This window comes from Amycolatopsis sp. 195334CR (genome assembly GCF_017309385.1).
Classification (GTDB): Bacteria; Actinomycetota; Actinomycetes; order Mycobacteriales; family Pseudonocardiaceae; genus Amycolatopsis.
This window is the reverse complement of record NZ_JAFJMJ010000001.1, coordinates 1,996,427-2,015,798: the sequence shown is the minus strand read 5'-3', so window position 1 is coordinate 2,015,798 and position 19,372 is coordinate 1,996,427. Positions and strand designations below refer to the sequence as shown.

General features: G+C 70.1%; 19 protein-coding genes. 10 read left to right on the top strand and 9 right to left on the bottom strand.

Features of this window, described 5'->3' with window-relative positions; translation table 11 throughout:
- Positions 1 to 7: 7 nt before the first annotated feature.
- Entirely contained in the window at positions 8 to 649 is a 642-nt protein-coding gene (locus tag JYK18_RS09845) for an SDR family oxidoreductase (RefSeq protein ID WP_206801790.1), read from the top strand.
- Here JYK18_RS09845 and JYK18_RS09840 read toward each other — a convergent pair.
- Positions 560 to 1,498: an EamA family transporter gene (locus JYK18_RS09840; RefSeq protein ID WP_206801789.1), complete on the bottom strand. Its 939-nt coding sequence runs from the start codon at positions 1,496 to 1,498 to the stop codon at positions 560 to 562. The two genes, JYK18_RS09845 and JYK18_RS09840, sit on opposite strands and share 90 nt — an antisense overlap.
- A 94-nt stretch (positions 1,499 to 1,592) precedes the next feature.
- Here JYK18_RS09840 and JYK18_RS09835 point away from each other — a divergent pair, with 94 nt between their 5' ends.
- Entirely contained in the window at positions 1,593 to 2,561 is a 969-nt protein-coding gene (locus JYK18_RS09835) for a LysR family transcriptional regulator (protein WP_206801788.1), read from the top strand.
- On the opposite strand, the gene JYK18_RS09830 is transcribed toward JYK18_RS09835, so the two are convergent.
- Positions 2,466 to 3,020, bottom strand: coding sequence for a VTT domain-containing protein (locus JYK18_RS09830; protein ID WP_307795844.1), 555 nt, complete (start codon positions 3,018 to 3,020; stop codon positions 2,466 to 2,468). The two genes, JYK18_RS09835 and JYK18_RS09830, sit on opposite strands and share 96 nt — an antisense overlap.
- Positions 3,021 to 3,141: 121 nt before the next feature.
- Here JYK18_RS09830 and JYK18_RS09825 point away from each other — a divergent pair, with 121 nt between their 5' ends.
- On the top strand, positions 3,142 to 4,059 hold the full coding sequence (locus JYK18_RS09825) for an SDR family oxidoreductase (protein WP_206801786.1): 918 nt from the start codon (positions 3,142 to 3,144) through the stop codon (positions 4,057 to 4,059).
- 585 nt (positions 4,060 to 4,644) lie between these two features.
- On the opposite strand, the gene JYK18_RS09820 is transcribed toward JYK18_RS09825, so the two are convergent.
- The 3 genes from JYK18_RS09820 to leuA are packed head-to-tail and all read right to left on the bottom strand — an operon-like array spanning position 4,645 to position 7,874.
- Positions 4,645 to 5,049 carry a helix-turn-helix transcriptional regulator gene (locus tag JYK18_RS09820; protein WP_206801785.1) on the bottom strand — a complete coding sequence of 135 codons (405 nt, stop codon included), beginning with the start codon at positions 5,047 to 5,049 and terminating at the stop codon, positions 4,645 to 4,647.
- Between the two features lie 33 nt (positions 5,050 to 5,082).
- On the bottom strand, positions 5,083 to 6,087 hold the full coding sequence (locus JYK18_RS09815; RefSeq protein WP_206801784.1) for a YafY family protein: 1,005 nt from the start codon (positions 6,085 to 6,087) through the stop codon (positions 5,083 to 5,085).
- Positions 6,088 to 6,089: 2 nt separating this feature from the next.
- Complete coding sequence (leuA, locus tag JYK18_RS09810; protein ID WP_206801783.1) at positions 6,090 to 7,874, bottom strand: 2-isopropylmalate synthase; 1,785 nt, start codon at positions 7,872 to 7,874, stop codon at positions 6,090 to 6,092.
- A gap of 233 nt (positions 7,875 to 8,107) precedes the next feature.
- Between leuA and JYK18_RS09805 the strand changes: the two genes are divergently transcribed.
- Complete coding sequence (locus tag JYK18_RS09805) at positions 8,108 to 8,557, top strand: hypothetical protein (RefSeq protein WP_374195003.1); 450 nt, start codon at positions 8,108 to 8,110, stop codon at positions 8,555 to 8,557.
- Here JYK18_RS09805 and JYK18_RS09800 read toward each other — a convergent pair.
- Together JYK18_RS09800 and JYK18_RS09795 are read right to left on the bottom strand one after the other, a co-directional pair.
- The gene (locus JYK18_RS09800) at positions 8,554 to 9,135 is read right to left on the bottom strand and encodes a nitroreductase family protein (RefSeq protein ID WP_206801782.1); all 582 of its coding nucleotides are present in this window, start codon (positions 9,133 to 9,135) and stop codon (positions 8,554 to 8,556) included. The two genes, JYK18_RS09805 and JYK18_RS09800, sit on opposite strands and share 4 nt — an antisense overlap.
- Positions 9,135 to 10,385 (bottom strand): hypothetical protein, encoded by a 1,251-nt coding sequence (locus tag JYK18_RS09795; protein WP_307795843.1) that lies wholly within the window; start codon positions 10,383 to 10,385, stop codon positions 9,135 to 9,137. Before JYK18_RS09795 ends, JYK18_RS09800 begins: the two co-directional genes overlap by 1 nt.
- Before the next feature lie 145 nt (positions 10,386 to 10,530).
- Here JYK18_RS09795 and JYK18_RS09790 point away from each other — a divergent pair, with 145 nt between their 5' ends.
- Positions 10,531 to 11,796, top strand: coding sequence for an aspartate kinase (locus JYK18_RS09790; RefSeq protein WP_113694976.1), 1,266 nt, complete (start codon positions 10,531 to 10,533; stop codon positions 11,794 to 11,796).
- A 2-nt stretch (positions 11,797 to 11,798) separates the two neighbouring features.
- Positions 11,799 to 12,863 (top strand): aspartate-semialdehyde dehydrogenase, encoded by a 1,065-nt coding sequence (locus tag JYK18_RS09785; RefSeq protein WP_206801781.1) that lies wholly within the window; start codon positions 11,799 to 11,801, stop codon positions 12,861 to 12,863.
- Between the two features lie 52 nt (positions 12,864 to 12,915).
- Here the strand turns inward: JYK18_RS09785 and JYK18_RS09780 are convergent, their stop codons facing one another.
- Positions 12,916 to 13,944, bottom strand: a complete 1,029-nt coding sequence (locus tag JYK18_RS09780; RefSeq protein WP_206801780.1) for a DUF4034 domain-containing protein — start codon at positions 13,942 to 13,944, stop codon at positions 12,916 to 12,918.
- 170 nt (positions 13,945 to 14,114) lie between these two features.
- Here JYK18_RS09780 and JYK18_RS09775 point away from each other — a divergent pair, with 170 nt between their 5' ends.
- Positions 14,115 to 15,305 (top strand): RtcB family protein, encoded by a 1,191-nt coding sequence (locus JYK18_RS09775; RefSeq protein WP_206801779.1) that lies wholly within the window; start codon positions 14,115 to 14,117, stop codon positions 15,303 to 15,305.
- A 155-nt stretch (positions 15,306 to 15,460) separates the two neighbouring features.
- Complete coding sequence (locus tag JYK18_RS09770) at positions 15,461 to 15,844, top strand: hypothetical protein (RefSeq protein ID WP_206801778.1); 384 nt, start codon at positions 15,461 to 15,463, stop codon at positions 15,842 to 15,844.
- Here JYK18_RS09770 and JYK18_RS09765 read toward each other — a convergent pair.
- A complete protein-coding gene (locus tag JYK18_RS09765) occupies positions 15,841 to 17,034 on the bottom strand; it encodes an MFS transporter (RefSeq protein WP_307795842.1) in 1,194 nt (397 codons plus the stop codon). The two genes, JYK18_RS09770 and JYK18_RS09765, sit on opposite strands and share 4 nt — an antisense overlap.
- A gap of 89 nt (positions 17,035 to 17,123) precedes the next feature.
- Here JYK18_RS09765 and JYK18_RS09760 point away from each other — a divergent pair, with 89 nt between their 5' ends.
- Positions 17,124 to 17,567: a Fur family transcriptional regulator gene (locus JYK18_RS09760; protein WP_206801777.1), complete on the top strand. Its 444-nt coding sequence runs from the start codon at positions 17,124 to 17,126 to the stop codon at positions 17,565 to 17,567.
- Positions 17,564 to 18,997: a catalase gene (locus tag JYK18_RS09755; protein WP_206801776.1), complete on the top strand. Its 1,434-nt coding sequence runs from the start codon at positions 17,564 to 17,566 to the stop codon at positions 18,995 to 18,997. Before JYK18_RS09760 ends, JYK18_RS09755 begins: the two co-directional genes overlap by 4 nt.
- The last annotated feature ends 375 nt before the right edge of the window (positions 18,998 to 19,372 follow it).

Genomic DNA, 19,372 nt, shown 5'->3' with positions numbered 1-19,372 from the left:
CGCTGTTATGCGGATCACAGTGCTGGGGGCGTCCGGGCGGACCGGGATCCACGTGGTGCGGTTGCTGCTGCGGCAGGGCCACACGGTGCGCGCGGGCGTGCGCAGCAAGCGCCGCGGCGAGGAGGCGGCCGCGCTCGGTGCCGAGCCGGTGATCGCCGACCTGGCCTCGTTCCCGGACGCGCTGGTCGACGCCTGCGCCGGGTCCGAGGTGGTGTTCAACACCGCCGGCGCCGCCGATCCGGACCCCTCCGCGGTGAACCTGGTCGACCGCGACGGCGCCATCGCCGCGGTCCGCGCCGCCGAGAAGGCGGGCGCGGTGCGGTTCATCCAGCTCTCCGCGCAGTTCGCCGACTCCCCGGACCAGGGCGACCGGCTGGTCCGCTCGTTCCTGCTGGCCAAGCAGGTCTCCGACAGCATCCTGCGCCGGTCCAGCCTGACCTGGACGGTGGTCCGCCCGGGCACGCTCACCGACGACCCGTTCACCGGCCGGGTCAAGGTCGCCGGGCACCTCGAACCGGGCCGGGTGTCGCGGCCGGACGTGGCCGCGGTGCTGGTGGCGTCACTGAACGAGCCGCTCACGGAGAACCGGGGCTTCGACGTCCTCGCCGGTGAGGTCCCGGTCGGCGCGGCGCTGGCCTCCCTGGGTTGACCCGAGCAGCACCCCGGCCACCAGCACCACCCCCGAGATGATCTCCACCGGGTGCGGCCGCTCGCCGAGGAACACGAACGCGGCCGACATGCCGACCACCGGCACCAGCAGCGAGAACGGCGCGACCCGGCCCGCCGGGTACTTCTGCATGAGCATGGTCCACAGCCCGGACCCGGCGATCGTGCCGAGCAGCACGATGTAGGCGAGCCCGGCCATCGAGGTCCAGCCGCTGGTGGTGCCGATCGTGGTCAGCGCGTGCCACCCCGCACCGGGCCCTTCGACGACCATCGACAGCGCCAGCATCGGCAGCGGTGGCACCACCGACATCCACAGCGTGAAGTGCAGCGCGTTCGACGGCTTGGCCCGGCGCGTGCTCAGGTTGCCGACCGCCCAGCTCAGCGCGGCCATCAAGGTGAGCAGGACGGGCAGCAGCGCGGCGTTCTCCGCGCGCTGCGCGGCGATCATCACCATCGCCGCGATCGCGACGGTGATGCCGACGGTCTGGCGGACGCTGAACCGCTCGCGCAGGAACACCGCGCCGAGCAGCACGGTGAACGGCGCCGACGCCTGGAGCACCAGCGACGCCAGCCCGGTCGGCATGCCGTTGTCCATCGCGATGAACAGGAAGGCGAACTGGCCGGTGCCGAAGCCGAGGCCGTACCCGAGCAGGTGGCGCAGCTTCACCTTCGGCCACGGGACGAAGAGGACGGTCGGCACGGCGATCACGGCGAACCGCAGCGCGCCGGCGAACAGCGGCGGGAAGTGGCCGAGCAGCGCGTGGATGGCGAGGAAGTTGCAGCCCCAGAGCACGGCGACCAGCAAGGCGGTGAACAGATCTCGGCGGGCCATGCCCCCACTGTGCAGTGGCTGATCGTGAAGGACCAGCGAGAATATCTGCAATGACCTTGAAGTGCGTCTTCAGGATTGTCGTAGGCTGGCGCGCATGGACATCGGCCGCCTGCGCACCCTCCGCGAGTTCGCCGACCGCGGCAGCGTGACGGCCGCGGCCCGGGCGTTGCACTGCACGCCGTCGGCGGTTTCGCAGCAGCTCAGGGCGTTGCAGGCGGAGGTCGGCCTGCCGCTGACCGAACCGGCCGGTCGCGGGCTCCGGCTCACCGACGCGGGCCGGGCGCTGGTCGGCCGGGCGGACGAGGTGCTCGCCGCGCTCGACCGCGCGGAGTCCGAATTGGACACCTACCGCAGCGTGCCGCGCGGGCGGGTCCGGCTGGCGATCTTCCCGTCGGGCGCGCTGCTGTTGCTGCCCGGGCTGCTGCACCGCGTGGCCGAGTTCGACGGGCTCGAGGTCGACGTGCGCGACATCGACATGATCCCGTCGGCGGTACCCGGGCTGGTCGCCGACTTCGACGTGGTGGTCACCCACCGGGACGAGCACGCGCCGCCGTTCGACTCCGATCGGCTGGACGTGGTCCACCTGCTGCGTGAACCGCTGGACGTGGCGCTGCCGCCGGGGCACCGGCTCGCCGGTGAGGAGCGGGTGGACCTGGCCGACCTGGCGGGGGAGCGCTGGATCGGCGTCGACGTCGGGTTCCCGGTGGACGACGTGCTGCGCTCGCTGACCGTGCGCACCGGGGTGCAGCCCACGGTGTTCCAGCGGATCAACGACTTCCGGGTGATCGAGGCGCTGGTGGCGGCCGGGCACGGGGTGGCGCTCCTGCCCAGGTACGCGATCAGCCGCCCGGCCGGGGAGTGCCTGCCGCGGCGGCCACTGGCCGGGATCCGCGCCGCCCGGCACATCGAGGTGGTGCTGCGCAAGGGCGCGGCCAGCCGCCCGGCGGTGTCAGCGGTGCTGGACGCGCTACACGCCGAGGTCGCCGCGACGACCCTGCCGGAGCCGGTCGACCAGGGCGATCAACGAGCCCAGCCCGACCGCCACGGCGAGCGAGGCGAGTAGCCCGAAGACCGGTTCGTCGATCAGGCTGCCGCCCACGTACCCGATCGTGGCGATGTAGGCGCACCAGAGCGTGACCCCGATCGCCGACGCGACGAAGAAGTGCCGGAACGGCCAGCGCAGGGCCCCAGCCACCAGCGCGCCGATCGTGCCGCCGCCGGGCAGCCAGCGGATGAGCACCAGCGGCGCGCGGGGGTGCCGGGTACTCGCCTCGGCCAGGCGGTGGAGGCCGTTCGCCACGCTGGGCCTGCTTCTCAGCCGGTCGACGAGGCCCGTACCGCGGGCGCCCGCCAGGTAGACGAGCTGGTCCGAAACGAGGCAGCCGATTGCGGCGACGGTGAACACCGGGAGGAGGGACTCGTCGCTCTGCGCCACGGTCGCGGCCATGCCGATCAGCGCGACCTCGGTCGGGAGCAGGGGCACCACCGCGATCACGAACAGCGCCAGCAGGGCAACGTCCACACCAAACTCAACGTGAGCCGCACTGAGAGCCGTCTCAGGTGGTTTCGCGGAAACCATGCCAGGTTCTGTCATGGTTCGGTTCGATGCTGGTCCTCGTCGGAACGCACGAGAAGGAGCAGGCATGGGAGCAGCACTGTCGGGCAAGGTCGCGGTGGTCGCCGGGGCGACGCGCGGCACGAGCCGGGCGATCGCCGTCGAACTCGGCCGCCTGGGGGCGACGGTGTACGTCACGGGCCGCACCACCAGGACGCAGAGGTCCGAAGTGGACCGTCCGGAGTCCATCGAGGACACCGCGGAGTTGGTGGAGGCGGCCGGGGGCAAGGCGATCGCGATCCGGGTGGACCACCTGGAGAGCACGCAGGTGGCGGAACTGGCCGCCAGGGTCGATCGCGAGCAGGGCAAGCTGGACATCCTGGTCAACGGCCTCTGGGGTGGCGACGGTTACCTGGAGTGGGACGCGCCGATCTGGAAGCACAACCTGGAGAACGGGTTGCGCCAGCTGCAGTTGGGCGTGCACTCGCACCTGATCACCAGTCACCACCTGCTGCCGCTGATGATCCGGCAGCCGGGTGGGGTGGTGGTGGAGATGACCGACGGGACGCAGGAGTACAACGCGAACTACCGCACGGGGACGACGCTGCCGTACTACGTGGCGAAGGCGACCGGGCACCTGCTGGCGATCGGGCAGGCGGCGGAGCTGGAGCCGTACGGGTGCACGGCGATCGGGTTCACACCGGGGTGGTTGCGTTCGGAGGCGATGCTGGAAGCCTTCGGCGTCACGGAGGAGAACTGGCGGGACGCTTGTCAGGAGCACCCGCACTTCGTCATCTCGGAAACCCCGACGTTCGCGGGCCGGACGGTCGCGGCACTGGTCGCCGACCCGGACCACGGCCGGTTCGCCGGTAAGACGGTGAGCAGCGGCCAGCTGGCCCAGCTGTACTCGATCGACGACGTGGACGGCAGCCGCCCGGACGCGTGGCGGTACATCGTGGAGGTGGAATCGGTCGGCAAACCCGCCGACGCCACCGGGTACCGGTAACACCCCGATGCGTGGTTTACGTCGGGATTCATGAGGTTTCCCTAGGTCGGGGCGGGTATTGCGCGGTTGCGCGGTGTCCGCCCCCGCCGCAATCCCGCGAAATGTCGGGTCCCTACCGTTGTCGCGGTGATGGTGAAGAAGAAGGTGCCGGTGATCCGTACCGGCCCATCCTCCGACGACGCCCATGACATCGTCTATTTCACCCGCCACCCCGATGACGACCCCGGCGAGGCCACGCCCGGCCGCGATTTCCTCCGGCAGGTCTGTCCCGGCAAGGTGCGGGTGAAGATGCAGGCGGTGCTGGTCGCGGTCGCCGCGGCGCCACCCAAGCGCTTCGCCGGTGGCGGTTTGTGGGAGGCGATGCACGGCGAGATGACCGGCTGGTTCGAGGTGCGCTGCGACGGGCCGAGAAGGCACCACTACCGGCTGTTCTGCCTGCTCGACTACGAAGCCGAAGGGGTGGACAAGCCCTGCTGGTGGTCGTGGACGGGCGTGACAAACCATTCCGGACAGAACTCAGGGATGCCGACTACGCCGCCGTCCGCGCCCTCGGGGTCGAATACCGACAGCGCAACCCGCGCTCCATCAGCTGATCAGTGCGCGTCGATCGACGATGTCCTTGGCGACCTTTTCCGGCTCGTCCGTCATTCCGGTCCGCAGCGGCCTGGTGACCCTGGCCTGCTCTTCGGCCGCGAGCGGTTCCAGCGTGATGCGGAGGCCGAGGGCCGCCGCGACCTCGGCCAGTGTGCCGATCGTGGGGTTGCGCTGCCCTGGCGTCGACAGCAGCCGCCGCACCACGGAAGGGGTTTCGCTGATGGCCCTGGCCAGGTCGGCCTTGCTCAGCTCATCGTCCTGACGAGCCTGGTCCAAGCCGTTGATCAGGCGGTCGACGGTCTCGATCCGGACGCTCTCGACGATGTAGGCGCGCAGCAACTCCGGGTCCCGGAGATCGTCGAGCAGGTCGTCCCAGAACTGGGAACGCGTGGCCATCATGAACACCTCCCGCCATGTGTGACATATATGCTACGCATGGTCGGCCTGATCGGCAACGGCCGGTCTCGGAGCGTTCCGCGCGGCCATCTGCGTGCCGATCTCGGCCAGTCCCGCTCGAACCGAGGGCGGGGAGACCACCTCGACGTCACCGCCCAGCGACACCAGCTGGCCGATCGCGATCTCCTCGGTTTCCATCGCCAGGCGCGCCTCGATCCAGCCGTCCGGGAGATCGTGCCGGGCCAGCAGCGCCGACGGCATGGACTCCGGCCCCAGCACCCGCGGCAGTTGCCGGAAGGCGCGCTGGCTCAACCGCAGCGTCACCTCGATCTTCATGGCGAACTGTTCGAAAGCCGCCGAGGATTCGCGCCACCAGGCCGCCAGGTCGAAGTCCGCAGGCCGCGCGAACCGCTGGTCCAGCAGCTCCGCCTCGCTGATCCGCCCAACCCGGTACGTCCGCAGCGCGTCGTCCTCCGGGACGCGGGCGACGAGGTACCAAACCCCCGCCTTCAGCACCAGGCCGAGCGGTTCCAGCAACCGCTCGGCCAGCTTGTCCCGCCGCCGGTACGTCACCCGGAGCTGCCGCGACTCCCAGACCGCCCGGGTCACCGTCGCCAGCGCACCCGCCGAGTCCTCCCCGCGGAACCAGCCGGGCGCATCCAGGTGGAAGCGCCCGGCCACGTGTTCCGCCTGCTCGCGCAACTCCTTCGGCAGGCTCGCCGACACCTTCGCGTGCGCGGCCGACACCGCGGTCCCGAGGCCGAGCGCGCCCAGCGCCTCCGGCACCCCGAAGGCGAAGATCGCCACCGCCTCGCGCGAGGTCAGCCCGTCCAGGCGCGCCCGCCAGCCGTCGACCAGCCGCACCCCGCCGTTGCGCCCCTGCTCCGTCCACAGTGGAACGCCCGCGTCGCGGAGCGCGGCCAGGTCGCGGTGCATGGTGCGCTCGGACACGCCGAGCTCACCGGCCAGTTCCGCCGCCGTCGCGCCCCGCTTGCGCTGCAGGGTGAACAGCAGGGCGACCAGTCGCTCGGCGCGCACGGCTACCGGTGCGAGCGGTTCACCGCGGAGACCACGGCACGCAGCGAAGCGGTGACGATCGACGCGTCCACGCCGACGCCCCAGAACACGCGGTCGTCGATCGCGCATTCGATGTAGGACGCCGCCTTCGCGTCGTCGCCGGGGGAGAGCGTGTGCTCGCTGTAGTCCAGCAGCCGCAGGTCGAAGCCGACCCCGGCCAGCGCGTCGAAGAACGAGGCGATCGGGCCGTTGCCGCGGCCGGTGATGTCGTGCTCGTCGCCGTCCACCCGGACCGTGGCGGCGATCTCGTACTCCCCGCCGCCGCTGTCGGTCACGTGCTGGCGGACCAGCTCCAGCGGCACCTTCGGCTCCAGGTACTCGGCCGAGAACGCGTTCCACATGGTCGTCGGGTCCACCTCGCCACCGGCGGTGTCGGTGTGGCGCTGGACGGTCTTGGAGAACTCGATCTGCAGCCGCCGCGGCAGGTCCAGCTGGTGCTCGCTCTTCATGATGTAGGCGACGCCGCCCTTGCCGGACTGCGAGTTGACCCGGATCACGGCCTCGTAGTTGCGGCCCACGTCCTTCGGGTCGATCGGCAGGTACGGCACCTCCCACGGGTGCTCGTCCACCGGGACGCCCGCCTTCTCGGCCTGCTTGGCCAGCGCGTCCAGGCCCTTGTTGATCGCGTCCTGGTGGCTGCCGGAGAAGGCGGTGAACACCAGGTCGCCACCCCACGGGCTGCGCTCGGGTACCGGCAGCTGGTTGCAGTACTCGACGGTCCGCTTGATCTCGTCCATGTCGGAGAAGTCGATCTGCGGGTCGATGCCCTGGCTGTACAGGTTCATGCCCAGCGCGACCAGGTCCACGTTGCCGGTGCGCTCGCCGTTGCCGAACAGGCAGCCCTCGATCCGGTCCGCGCCGGCCTGGTAGCCCAGCTCGGCGGCGGCGATGCCGGTGCCGCGGTCGTTGTGCGGGTGCAGCGACAGGATCACCGAGTCGCGGCGCTCCAGGTTGCGGTGCATCCACTCGATGGAGTCCGCGTAGACGTTCGGCGTGGCCATCTCGACCGTGGCGGGCAGGTTCAGGATCGCCGGGCGGGCCGGGGTCGGCTGCCAGATGTCGGTGACCGCGTTGCACACCTCGGCCGCGTAGGACAACTCGGTGCCGGTGTAGGACTCGGGCGAGTACTGGAACCGGAAGTCGGTGTCGGAGTACTTCGCCGCGTACTCGACCACCAGCTCGGCGGCCTGCAGCGCGATCTTCTTGATGCCCTCGCGCTCCTCGCGGAAGACCACCCGGCGCTGCAGGATCGAGGTCGAGTTGTAGATGTGGACGATCGCGCGCGGCGCGCCCTCCAGTGCCTGGAAGGTGCGCTCGATCAGCTCCGGGCGGCACTGGGTCAGCACCTGGATGTGCACGTCGTCCGGGATCGCTCCCTCGTCGATGATCTCGCGGACGAAGTCGAAGTCGGTCTGGCTGGCGGCCGGGAACCCGACCTCGATCTCCTTGTACCCCATGCGCACCAGCAGTTCGAAGAACTTGCGCTTGCGGGCGGGCGACATCGGGTCGATCAGCGCCTGGTTGCCGTCGCGCAGGTCGACCGCGCACCACAGCGGCGCGCGCTCGATGCGGCGGTCCGGCCAGGTGCGGTCGGCTACCTCGATGTTCTCCACCAGCTCGAACCACGGGCGGTAGCGGTGCACCGGCATGGAGGTGCCGCGCTGGGGGTTCCACTGGGGCTGGTCCGCGGGCGCGGGCCGGGACGGCTTGCGGATCCGGCTGGCCGCGGGCTTCTCGGGCGTGCTCATGATCTGGCTACTCCTGCTGCTTCGTGACTGCGGGGGAACGACCGGCGCGGTGTTTTGCCAGCACCACAAAGCCCCGCGACGAGGAGCCGGTCTGGTCAGGCCCCGTCGCGGCAGCGAAGCAGGAGAGCGCGTGCCACGCCGGTCAGCTTAACCACGGTTACGGCTCGGGAACAAACCCGCGGCAGTTACTCACAAGTAGCCTCGACCCCGGTCCGCGTGCGAAACTGCCAGTCATGGGAGAGCACTCCGAGAGGTCCGCGAAGGCCGAGGAAGAGGCCCCGACGCAGGCGTTGCCGCCGGTCGCGGGCACGCCGGCGCGCGCGGAGATGTTCCGTGACGAAGAGGTGGTGGCGGCCGAGGAGCGCCGCCGGTCGAACTGGCGCGCGACCAGGGCGAAGACCGGCAGCGTGCTGGCCGCGGTGGTCCGCTGGATCGGCCTCGTCTTCGCGCTGGTGCTGGCGGTCCACGTGATCCTGACCGTCGGCGGCGCGAACCCGGACAACGGCATCACCCAGTTCATCCGGAGCTGGGCGGAGCCGCTGTCACTGGGCTTCGGCGACCTGTTCACCAACATCTCCGACCCGAAGGCCCAGGTCCTGGTCAACTACGGCATCGCGGCGATCTTCTGGCTGATCGTCTCGTCGATCGTGGCCAAGATCTTCCGCAAGCTCGGCGGGGTCTAGAAGGACCGGCCCCAGCGGTCGGTGAAGGCGAATTCCGACAGCGGCACCCGCCGCCGGGGGGCCAGTTCGCGGTCCCGCCGTCGCTCGTCCAGGAGGGCTGGGTCGCCCGGGGTGCCGACGGCGATGGCGACCAGCGGGCTCACGTCGTCCGGCAGGTCGAACTCGCGGCGCACCCGGTGCGGGTCGAACCCGGCCATCTGGTGCGCGACCAGGCCCTCCGCGATCGCCTGCAGCACCAGGTTCTCGCTCGCCAGGCCCAGCCCGTACTCGGCGTACGGGATGTCCCCCTTCTCGTTCGCGGTGACCACGGCCCCGATCAGCAGGGCCCCGGCCCGGTGCGCCCACGCCTGGTTCCCCGAGTTCAACGCGCCCAGGATGCCGGCGAACGTCCTGTCCCCGCGAAAGCCGACCAGGTACCGCGCCGGCTGCGTGTTGCCGTAGGACGGCGCCCACCGCGCCGCCTCCAGCAGCGCGGTCAGCTGCGCCCGGCTCACCTCGGCCGTCTCGTCCAGCGCCCGCGGGCTCCAGCGCCGCCGGATCAGGTCGTGGACCGGCACACTCGTCTCGGCGTCCTTCATCAGATCGCATACTGCCAAATCGTCAGCGAGTACGCGCCGAACCACGCGCTGGCCACGGCCGCCCCGACCAGCACGAGCACCACCGTCGACGTCCGCCGCTTGGCCAGCGCCAGCGCGATCGGGATGAGCAGGGTGAACGCGGGCACCAGCAACCGGGCCTTCGAGTTCATCAGCCCGTTCGAACCGAGGTCCATCGCCAGCACACCGACCCCGTAGAGCACCAGCGGCAGCTCCAGCCGCCGCTTGATCGCGATCACCACCAGCACCAGCGCCAGCACCAGGATCGCGACGGTGGCGATCTCCAGCACGTTCCCCGACCGCCCGAGCGCCTTGCCGGCGAAGGTCACCGTCGCCACGCCCCAGTCGAAGCGCGAGTCCCAGCCGCGCTGCTGCAGATCGGTCCAGGCCTGCAGCTGGTCGAACCAGCCGGCGCCGGGCCGCAGCCGCGTGCCCACCCAGGTCAGGTAGCCGACCAGGCCGACCGGGGCGAGCAGCAACCCGGCCAGCGGGTGCCAGACCTCCCGCTTCCGCACGAGGTGGACCACCGCGGCGACGCCGATGGCCAACAGCACCGCGGCCGCGGTCGGGCGCACCAGCCCGGCGATCGCGGTGCACGCCCCGGCCGCCAGCCACTGCCGCTCCAGCACAAAAACCAGCGCCCACGCGGCAGCCGCGCAGAACATCGACTCCGAGTAGGCCATCGACAGCACCACGCCCATCGGCGAGGCGGCGAACAGCACCACCAGGATCAGCCCGGTCCTCGCCGAGCCACCGCGGATCATGCTGCCCAGGCGCATCAGCGCGTAGGCGGTGACCACACCGAAGAAGCCGCTGAGGAAGAACGCGGCGGTCGGCAGCGACAGCCCGGTGAGGTCGGTGAGCCAGCGCACGGCGGTCGGGTAACCGGGGAAGAACGCGAGCGGGGTCTCGAAGCTGCGGTTGCCGAACGCGTCGACCAGCCCCTGCGGCACCCCGGCGTACCCGCCCTGCGCGATGCCGAGGAACCACTCACCGTCCCACGACCGCAGCGCGGCCTCGGTTGTGGTGTTGTTCACTCCGGAAAGGACGGACAGCACCACCACGCCGAGCTGTCGCACGCCGAGGAAGAGGAGCGCGGGCAGCAGGAAGAAACCTGCTCTGCGCAGCCTCTCCCGGCGTTCGTCCGGCCGGCGGTGGTGCGCGCCGCCGGAATTCCCGCCCCGCCCGGCATCGGCGGCGCCAGTCAGGTCGGTCACCGAGGTGCTGGACACGCCGGCCAGCCTAGTCGAGCAGGCCATTCGCAGTGGTCGGGGCCACATGACGGCACGCCTGAACTGCCCGATCCCGGTAGGCTCCCCGACTGAGTCGAATTCGATGGAGCGGGCTCGGGGCCCGCTCGGCGAGGAGGTTCGGGCCGTGGCGCTCGTAGTCCAGAAGTACGGCGGATCGTCGTTGGAGAGCGCTGATCGGATCAAGCGCGTGGCCGAGCGGATCGTGGCCACGAAAAAGGCCGGGAACGAGGTGGTGGTGGTCTGCTCCGCGATGGGCGACACCACCGACGAACTGCTCGACCTGGCCCAGCAGGTGAACCCGGTTCCACCGGAGCGGGAGATGGACATGCTGCTCACCGCGGGTGAGCGCATCTCCAACGCGCTGGTCGCGATGGCCATCTCCGCCCAGGGCGCGCAGGCCTGGTCGTTCACCGGATCGCAGGCCGGGGTGGTGACGACGGCCGTGCACGGCAACGCGCGGATCATCGACGTCACACCGAGCCGGGTCAGCGAAGCACTGGAACAGGGTTACGTCGCGCTGGTCGCCGGGTTCCAGGGCGTGGCGCAGGACACCAAGGACATCACCACGCTCGGCCGCGGTGGCTCGGACACCACCGCGGTGGCGCTGGCCGCGGCGCTGAACGCCGACGTGTGCGAGATCTATTCCGATGTGGACGGTGTGTACTCCGCGGACCCGCGGATCGTGCCGGACGCGCGGAAGCTGGACACCGTGCCGTACGAGGAAATGCTGGAGCTCGCGGCGAGCGGCTCGAAGATCCTGCACCTCCGCTCGGTGGAGTACGCGCGCCGCTACGGCGTGCCGATCCGAGTCCGTTCTTCCTACAGTGACAAGCCGGGCACGACGGTGGCCGGATCGATCGAGGAGATCCCCGTGGAACAAGCGTTGATCACCGGTGTGGCGCACGACCGCTCCGAAGCCAAGATCACGGTGACCGGGGTGCCGGACCACGCCGGTGCCGCCGCCCGGATCTTCCGGGTGATCGCCGACGCCGAGATCGACATCGACATGGTGCTGCAGAACGTCTCCAACACCTCGTCGGGGCGCACGGACATCACCTTCACGCTGTCGAAGGCCAACGGCCCCAAGGCGGTCGCGGCGCTGGAGAAGATCAAGGAGGAGCTGGGCTTCTCCTCGGTGCTCTACGACGACCACGTCGGCAAGGTCTCGCTCGTCGGCGCCGGCATGCGCTCGCACCCCGGCGTCACCGCCACCTTCTGCGAAGCGCTGTCCAAGGTCGGCGTGAACATCGAGATCATCAACACCTCCGAGATCCGCATCTCCGTGCTGATCCGGGACGCGCAGCTCGACGACGCGGTGCGCGCCATCCATGACGCATTCGAACTGGGCGGCGACGAAGAGGCCGTCGTCTACGCGGGAAGTGGGCGGTAGAAATGGCTCCTGTACTGGCTCTGGTCGGTGCCACCGGCGCGGTGGGCACGGTGATGATCGACATCATCAACAACCGGGAATCCGTGCCGTGGGGCGAAATCCGGCTGATCGCCTCGGCGCGCTCGGCGGGCAAGAAGCTCACCGTGCGCGGTGAGGAGCTGACCGTCATCGAGCTGACCGCCGAGGCGTTCGACGGCGTCGACGTGGCGATGTTCGACGTGCCCGACGAGATCTCCGCGGAGTGGGCGCCGGTCGCGGCGGCCCGCGGTGCGGTGGCGGTGGACAACTCCGGCGCCTTCCGGATGGACGACGAGGTGCCGCTGGTGGTGCCCGAGGTGAACGCCGACAAGGTCGGCGAGCGCCCGCGCGGCATCATCGCGAACCCGAACTGCACCACGCTGTCGATGATGGCGGCGCTCGGCGCGCTGCACCGCGAGTTCGAGCTGAAGGAGCTGGTGGTCGCCTCGTACCAGGCGGTTTCCGGCGCGGGCAAGGAAGGCGTCGACCGGCTCTACGCCGAACTCGAGGCGGTCGCGGGCAAGCCGGTCGGGGTCGCCGCCGGTGACGTGCGCCGGACGCTGGAGGCGGCCGGTCTGTCCATTTCGGACTCCCCGTTCCCGGCGCCGCTGGCGTTCAACGTGGTGCCCTCGGCCGGTTCCTACAAGGGCGACGGCTGGTACTCCGAAGAACTCAAGGTGCGCAACGAATCCCGCAAGATCCTCGGCATCCCGGACCTGAAGGTCTCGGCGACCTGCGTGCGCGTCCCGGTGGTCACCACGCACTCGCTGGCGGTGCACGCCACCTTCGCGCGTGAGGTCACCGTGGAGGAGGCGCACAAGGTGCTCGAAGCCCAGCCGACCATCGTGCTGGTGGACGACCCGGAGAACAACGTGTTCCCGACCCCGGGCGAGGTCGTCGGCGAGGACCCGACCTACGTCGGCCGGGTGCGCCAGGCGCTGGACTTCCCGAACACGCTGGACTTCTTCGTGTGCGGGGACAACCTGCGCAAGGGCGCGGCGCTGAACACCTACGAGATCGCCGAAACGCTGGCCCCGCAACTGGGCTGAGGCGTCAGGGAAAGGGCCGTGGGTGCGAGGCGCCCACGGCCTTTTCCGTGCCTCAGGGCCGCTTGGCCTTGCGGCAGGCCTCCCCGCGGGCGAGCAGGAACTTCAGCCGGGGCAGCTCGGTGTAGTGCCAGATCCACGCGTCGGCGTGCCTGCCGATCGCGCGGAACTGCGCCACCGCCAGGTCGTACCGCTTGGTCTCGACGAGGGCGAGCGCGGCGATGCTGTGCTCGGTGCGGGCGTACGGGCCGGTGGCGCCGCCCTCGGCGAGCCAGGCCAGCAGCGCGTCGGTCTGGGTCCGGATCCGGCGTTCCTGCCAGATCTTCGGGTGCCCGAACGAGGCTTCGAACGCGGCCTCCAACGGGAGCGCGGCCAGCGACGGGTGGTCGGCGGCGGCCGCCTCGGCGAAGCCGAACATCTGCTCGTCGGAACCGGACCACTTCGCGCACCAGAACTGCAGCGCCTGGGTGTGCCCGGAGCGGTGGGCGGGGGCGCGGGCGATCAGCTCGGCCCACCACTGGCGGAACCGTTCGTGCCCGACCCGCAGGCCGCGGGCGATGGTGAGCAGGCTGACCCACGGCGTGGGGTCCTCCGGCGCGGCGGCGCACGCGCGTTCCGCGCTCTGGTGGGCTTCGTTGAGCAGGCGGTGGAAGCCGGCGAACTGGGCGTCGGTGGTGTCCTTGGCCGGTGCCGCACCGCGGACCTTCCAGGCCAGGCGGACCAGTGCCTCGGTCTGCACCACCAACCCGTTGACGTCGCCGGGCGCCTCCGCCCGCCAGGATCTCAGCCAGTCCTTGTCCTCGGCGGCGGCTTCGGCCAGCGCCTCCACCAGCGCCGACCGCCGGTCCCAGTCGGTGCGCTCGGCCAGCGCGGCGGCGGCCGGCCACCAGTCCCCGGATCTCGCCGCGGCGACCAGGCGGTTTTCCGGTGGCTCCACGGTGATTTCGGCGTCGGGGACCAGGCCCCAGCGCGTCACGTCGGGCAGGTTCTCCGACAACAGGTACAGCTCTTCGGGGGTGAGCTGGTCGCTGAGTTCGTCGTAGCTGATGCCGCGGCGCTTCGCTTCGCGCGACATCGCGCGCATGAGCCGGATTTCACGGGGCAGGGACCGCAGGGACAAGGAGTGCTCCAGTCTTCGTGAATGTCGATCCTGTATCGGGCCCGGCCGGGTGTTCGTTGCAAATCCGGTTGAGCTGATCGACATTTGCGGTGATTCTGTGGGGGTCAAGAACTTCCTGGGGAAAGGAACCAGCCATGTACACCGCGGTGGAGGGTGCTCGCGTGCCGATCCGGATGTGGGCGGACCCGCATTCGGTGGAGGAGCAGGCGATGCGCCAACTCCACAACGTCGCCAACCTGCCGTGGGTGCACGGCGTGGCCGTGATGCCGGACGTCCACTACGGGAAGGGCGCCACCGTCGGCAGCGTGATCGCGATGCGCGACGCCGTTTCCCCGGCGGCGGTGGGGGTCGACATCGGCTGCGGGATGAGCGCGGTGCGGACCTCGCTCACCGCGTCGGACCTCCCGGACGACCTCGGCAAGCTGCGGCGCCGCATCGAATCCGCGGTGCCGGTCGGCTTCAACATGCACCGCAATCCCGTGAACACCGCGCGCGTGCACGGGGTCGGTGGCTGGGCGGAGTTCTGGAACCGGTTCGGTGAACTGCATTCCGGCGTGCAGGACCTGCGCAAGCGCGCGCACCTGCAGGTCGGCAGCCTCGGTGGGGGCAACCACTTCATCGAGGTCTGCCTCGAACATGGTGGGCCGGACGAGGGGCGGGTGTGGCTGATGCTGCACTCGGGTTCGCGGAACATCGGCAAGGAACTGGCCGAACGGCACATGGCGGTGGCGCGGAAGCTGCCGCACAACGCCGACCTGCCGGACCGCGACCTCGCCGTGTTCGTCGCGGGGACGCCGGAAATGCAGGCGTACCGGCGAGATCTGTTCTGGGCGCAGGACTACGCCGCCCGCAACCGGGCGACGATGGTCGCGCTGGTGAAGCAGGCGCTGAAGGACGAGATCCCCAGCACCGGTTTCGACGACGCGATCAGCTGCCACCACAACTACGTGGCGGAGGAGACGTACGACGGTGTCGACCTGCTGGTGACCCGCAAGGGTGCGATCCGCGCGGGTTCGGGTGATCTCGGGATCATCCCGGGAAGCATGGGTACCGGTTCGTACATCGTGCGCGGGCTGGGAAACTCGCACTCCTTCGAGTCCGCCTCGCATGGGGCGGGGCGGCGGATGTCGCGGAACAAGGCGAAGAAGCTGTACACCGCTGCCGACCTCGCCGCCCAGACCGACGGCGTCGAATGCCGGAAGGACGCGGGCGTGGTGGACGAGATCCCGGCCGCCTACAAGGACATCGACTCGGTGATCGCCGCCCAGTCGGACCTGGTCGAGGTGGTGGCCCACCTGAAGCAGGTCATCTGTGTGAAGGGCTGAGCCATGTCACGAATGTGGCTTTCGAGACGCGCAACGCCTCGAAAGCCACATTCGTGACACTCGCCGACCTCGCAATCGGAGCCCGCCCGCCCGAGCACCTCGGTACGCTGGACCAAGACACCACCCACGTGCCGGTTTCGAGTAGGTTGGGCGCTATGACCAAATTCGCTGGACGACACCTGATCGGGATCGCGGTGCTGGGGCTGGTGCTCGCCGGGTGCGACGAGGTGTCACAGGCGGTGAATCAGGCCAACAACGCCACCAGCAAAGCCGCCGCCTGTACCGAGGCGCTCGGGATCGCGAACTTCGATCCGAACATCAACCCCGAGCAGCTGCAGGCCGAAGCCGGCGAGAAGGCCACCAAGCTGCGCGAACTCGGCAACCAGGTCGCCGAGCAGGACGTCCAGCAGACGCTCTTCGCGATGGCCGACTCCTACGTCGAACTCGAACAGCGCAAGTCCGACCAGCTCGGCAACGTCAACGACTGGCTGCAGCGCAGCCTGACCAATCTCGAGCAACTGCAGAAGGCCTGCCTCTAGGACCCGCTCGGCGCCCGTACCGCGGTGCGGGCGCCGAACCGGAACCGCAGCGCGATACCCACCGAGGCGAGCGCGAGCCCGCCGAGGCCGGAGGCCACGAAACCCCAGCCCGGCGCCGAATGGTCCATCACGAACCCGACCACCGGCCCACCCGCGGCCAGGCCGATCCGGGTGGCCGAGTCCTGCAGGCCCATCGCCTCCCCGCGCACGCGCGCCGGGGCCAGCGAGCTCACCGCCTCGGTGGTCGCGGCCAGCGTCGGCGCGCACACCAGGTTCGACGGCACGAGCACCAGCGCCAGCAACCACCACGGCGTGTCCACCAGGCCGACCGGAATGGTCAGCACCGCCAGCAACACCATCAGCGTCACCTGCGAAAGCGACCGGTGCACCGCGCCGTGCACGATGCCGCCGACCAGTGAAGCCACGCACATCAACGAGATCACCACGCCGGTCCAGTCGACCTCGTCGTTCGCGCGCAGCGAGGCCAGCGCCGCCAGCTCCATGCCGACCAGCACGAAGGTCGCGGCGGCGGCGATCAGCAGGGTGGCCACCAGCTCCCGGCTCAGCCACGACCGCAGCGGCGGCCGCACGCCGGTGATCGCCTCGTGGCCCGCGCGCACCGGCGGGTTCATCAGGTACAGCAGCACCGCGACCAGCCCGGACACCACGCCGATCGAGGTCAGCGCGGCGGTCGAGGAGAACTGCGTGCTGATCAGGATGCCCAGGCTCGGGCCGACCATGAAGGTCACCTCCACCGACACCGTGTCCAGCGAGTACGCCGTCCGCCGCTGTTCGGTGGGCACCAGCGCGGCGAGCACCTGCCTGGCGATCGAACCCGCGGGCACCGCCAGCAGCCCGGCGGGCAACGCGACCAGCACGAGCGCGAGGTACGGCAGGTGCGGCGTGGCCAGGTAGTAGCTCGTCGAGACCACCCCGCACACGGCCACCACCGGCCGCAGGCCGTACCGGTCGATCGCCCGGCCGATCAGCGGGGCGCCGAGCGCGCTGCCCGCCGTGGTCGCGGTGCCGACCAGCCCGGCCTCGCCGTACCCGCGGCCGAGGTCGGTCACCACGTGCAGGGTGAGCGTGATGCCGATGGCGGTGATCGGCAGCCGGGCGAAGAACATCAACAGCATCGAGGTGGGCACCGACGGCACGGCGAGCAGTCGGCGGTAGGGCTGGAGCGGCACGTGACCGATGACACCAATTCCTGGTACACCCGTGCAACTTTTTTAGTTTTCTTGACTCATTCCAGAAAACGCGTCATGGTGGAGGGGCCATGTCAGATCAGCAAAGCCCCGTGCGGCACCACCTCCGAGCGGCCGGTCTCCGCGTGACCGCGCCGCGGGTGGCCGTGCTCGAGTGGCTCGCGGAGCACCCGCACACCACGGCCGACCAGGTCGCGGCGGGGGTGCGCGAGCGGCTCGGCTCGGTGTCCACCCAGGCCGTCTACGACGTGCTCGGTGCCTGCGCCGGGGCCGCGCTGGTCCGGCGGATCGAACCGGCCGGGCACCCGGCCAGGTTCGAGACCAGGACCGGCGACAACCACCACCACCTGGTGTGCCGCACCTGCGGCCGCACCGAGGACGTCGACTGCGTGCACGGCGAGGCCCCGTGCCTGGAGCCGTCCGCGACCGCGGGCTTCCGCGTCGACGAGGCGGAGGTCGTCTTCTGGGGGCTCTGCCCGGACTGCACCCACCACCAAGAGGAGGCATCGGCGTGACGAAGCCGACCACGAACAACGTGGGCATCCCGGTCGCCAGCGACAACGACTCGCTGACGCTCGGCGCCAACGGCCCGATCCTGCTGCAGGACCACTACCTCATCGAGAAGAACGCGCAGTTCAACCGCGAGCGCGTGCCGGAGCGCGTGGTGCACGCCAAGGGCGGTGGCGCGTTCGGCTTCCTCGAGGTGACCGAGGACGTCAGCCAGTTCACCAAGGCCGCGCTGTTCCAGCCGGGCACCCGCACCGAGAGCGTCATCCGCTTCTCCTCGGTCGCCGGCGAGAACGGCTCGCCGGACACCTGGCGCGACCCGCGCGGCTTCGCCGTGAAGTTCTACACCAGCCAGGGCAACTACGACCTGGTCGGCAACAACACCCCGGTCTTCTTCATCCGCGACCCGATCAAGTTCCCCGACTTCATCCACTCGCAGAAGCGCCGCGCCGACAACCACCTGCGCGACCACAACATCCAGTGGGACTTCTGGACCCTGCGCCCGGAGTCGGCGCACCAGGTGACCTGGCTGATGGGCGATCGCGGCATCCCGTCGAACTGGCGCGAGATGAACGGCTACGGCTCGCACACCTACCTGTGGGAGAACGCCGGCGGCGAGAAGTTCTGGGTCAAGTACCACTTCAAGACCGACCAGGGCATCGGCTACCTGACCCAGGACGAGGCCGACCGCATCGCCGGCGCGGACGCCGACTTCTACATCCGCGACCTGTTCAAGAACATCGAGAAGGGCAACCACCCCAGCTGGACGCTCCACGTCCAGGTGATGCCCTACGCCGAGGCGGCGGACTACCGGTTCAACCCGTTCGACCTGACCAAGGTGTGGCCGCAGGGCGACTACCCGCTGATCAAGGTCGGCCGGTACGTGCTCGACCGCAACCCGTCGAACTACTTCGCCGAGATCGAGCAGGCCGCCTTCGAGCCGGCCAACCTGGTGCCGGGCATCGGCCCGTCCCCGGACAAGATGCTCCAGGGCAGGCTGTTCGCCTACCCGGACGCGCACCGGTACCGGATCGGCGCGAACTACACCCAGCTGCCGGTCAACGCGCCGAAGTCCCCGGTGAACAGCTACTCGCGCGACGGGCAGATGCGGTACAGCAACCCGGGTGACCCGGTCTACGCGCCCAACTCGTTCGGCGGCCCGCACGCCGACGCGAGCGAGACGGCCTCCGCGTACGGCGTCGAGGACGAGGTGATCCGCTCGGCGTACAAGCTGCACGCCGAGGACGACGACTTCGGCCAGCCGGGCACCCTGGTCCGCGAGGTGATGGACGACGCGCAGCGCGAGCGGCTGGCGAACAACATCATCGGCCACGCGTCGAACGAGGTGTCCCAGCCGGTGCTGGAGCGCGTGTTCGAGTACTGGCGCAACGTGGACAAGAACCTCGGCGACAAGGTCGCCGCGGCGTTCCGGCAGTAGACCCCCGCCCTCGGGCGGACGCTCCCACCACACGCGGCCCGGCGGAGTCCACAACGGACTCCGCCGGGCCGCCCTCGTTCGGGCTCACCCGGCGCTGGGACGGCTGGGAAGATTGCGACGAACGTGGGTGAGTGCTGCACCGATGGTCTAGCCGACACGCCTGCACCACGGGGTGATGGCGGGAATTGATCATCCAATTAGGTCCATCGGGTGGCCGGGCGCCTCGAACGGGTGGCCCGGTGGCTGTGCGTGGCGATCCGGCGCCGTCCGGATGATCAACCTAGCGAGGCTCAAGCTCTTCAGCGTCATCACTTGCGGGCGAATTCCGGTGAAACAAATTCATCAAGTGAGCGCTGGAAAAACTGCTTCGCCGGT

What these genes read in the sequence shown, in the direction of transcription:
- JYK18_RS09825 (WP_206801786.1), top strand. Translation starts at nt 3,142, where the DNA reads ATGGGAGCAGCACTGTCGGGCAAGGTCGCGGTGGTCGCCGGGGCGACG.
- JYK18_RS09780 (WP_206801780.1), bottom strand. Translation starts at nt 13,944, where the DNA reads ATGCGCGCGATGTCGCGCGAAGCGAAGCGCCGCGGCATCAGCTACGAC.
- JYK18_RS09760 (WP_206801777.1), top strand. Translation starts at nt 17,124, where the DNA reads ATGTCAGATCAGCAAAGCCCCGTGCGGCACCACCTCCGAGCGGCCGGT.
- JYK18_RS09820 (WP_206801785.1), bottom strand. Translation starts at nt 5,049, where the DNA reads ATGGCCACGCGTTCCCAGTTCTGGGACGACCTGCTCGACGATCTCCGG.
- JYK18_RS09770 (WP_206801778.1), top strand. Translation starts at nt 15,461, where the DNA reads ATGACCAAATTCGCTGGACGACACCTGATCGGGATCGCGGTGCTGGGG.
- JYK18_RS09835 (WP_206801788.1), top strand. Translation starts at nt 1,593, where the DNA reads ATGGACATCGGCCGCCTGCGCACCCTCCGCGAGTTCGCCGACCGCGGC.
- JYK18_RS09805 (WP_374195003.1), top strand. Translation starts at nt 8,108, where the DNA reads ATGGGAGAGCACTCCGAGAGGTCCGCGAAGGCCGAGGAAGAGGCCCCG.
- JYK18_RS09785 (WP_206801781.1), top strand. Translation starts at nt 11,799, where the DNA reads ATGGCTCCTGTACTGGCTCTGGTCGGTGCCACCGGCGCGGTGGGCACG.
- JYK18_RS09840 (WP_206801789.1), bottom strand. Translation starts at nt 1,498, where the DNA reads ATGGCCCGCCGAGATCTGTTCACCGCCTTGCTGGTCGCCGTGCTCTGG.
- JYK18_RS09845 (WP_206801790.1), top strand. Translation starts at nt 8, where the DNA reads ATGCGGATCACAGTGCTGGGGGCGTCCGGGCGGACCGGGATCCACGTG.
- JYK18_RS09775 (WP_206801779.1), top strand. Translation starts at nt 14,115, where the DNA reads ATGTACACCGCGGTGGAGGGTGCTCGCGTGCCGATCCGGATGTGGGCG.
- JYK18_RS09800 (WP_206801782.1), bottom strand. Translation starts at nt 9,135, where the DNA reads ATGAAGGACGCCGAGACGAGTGTGCCGGTCCACGACCTGATCCGGCGG.
- leuA (WP_206801783.1), bottom strand. Translation starts at nt 7,874, where the DNA reads ATGAGCACGCCCGAGAAGCCCGCGGCCAGCCGGATCCGCAAGCCGTCC.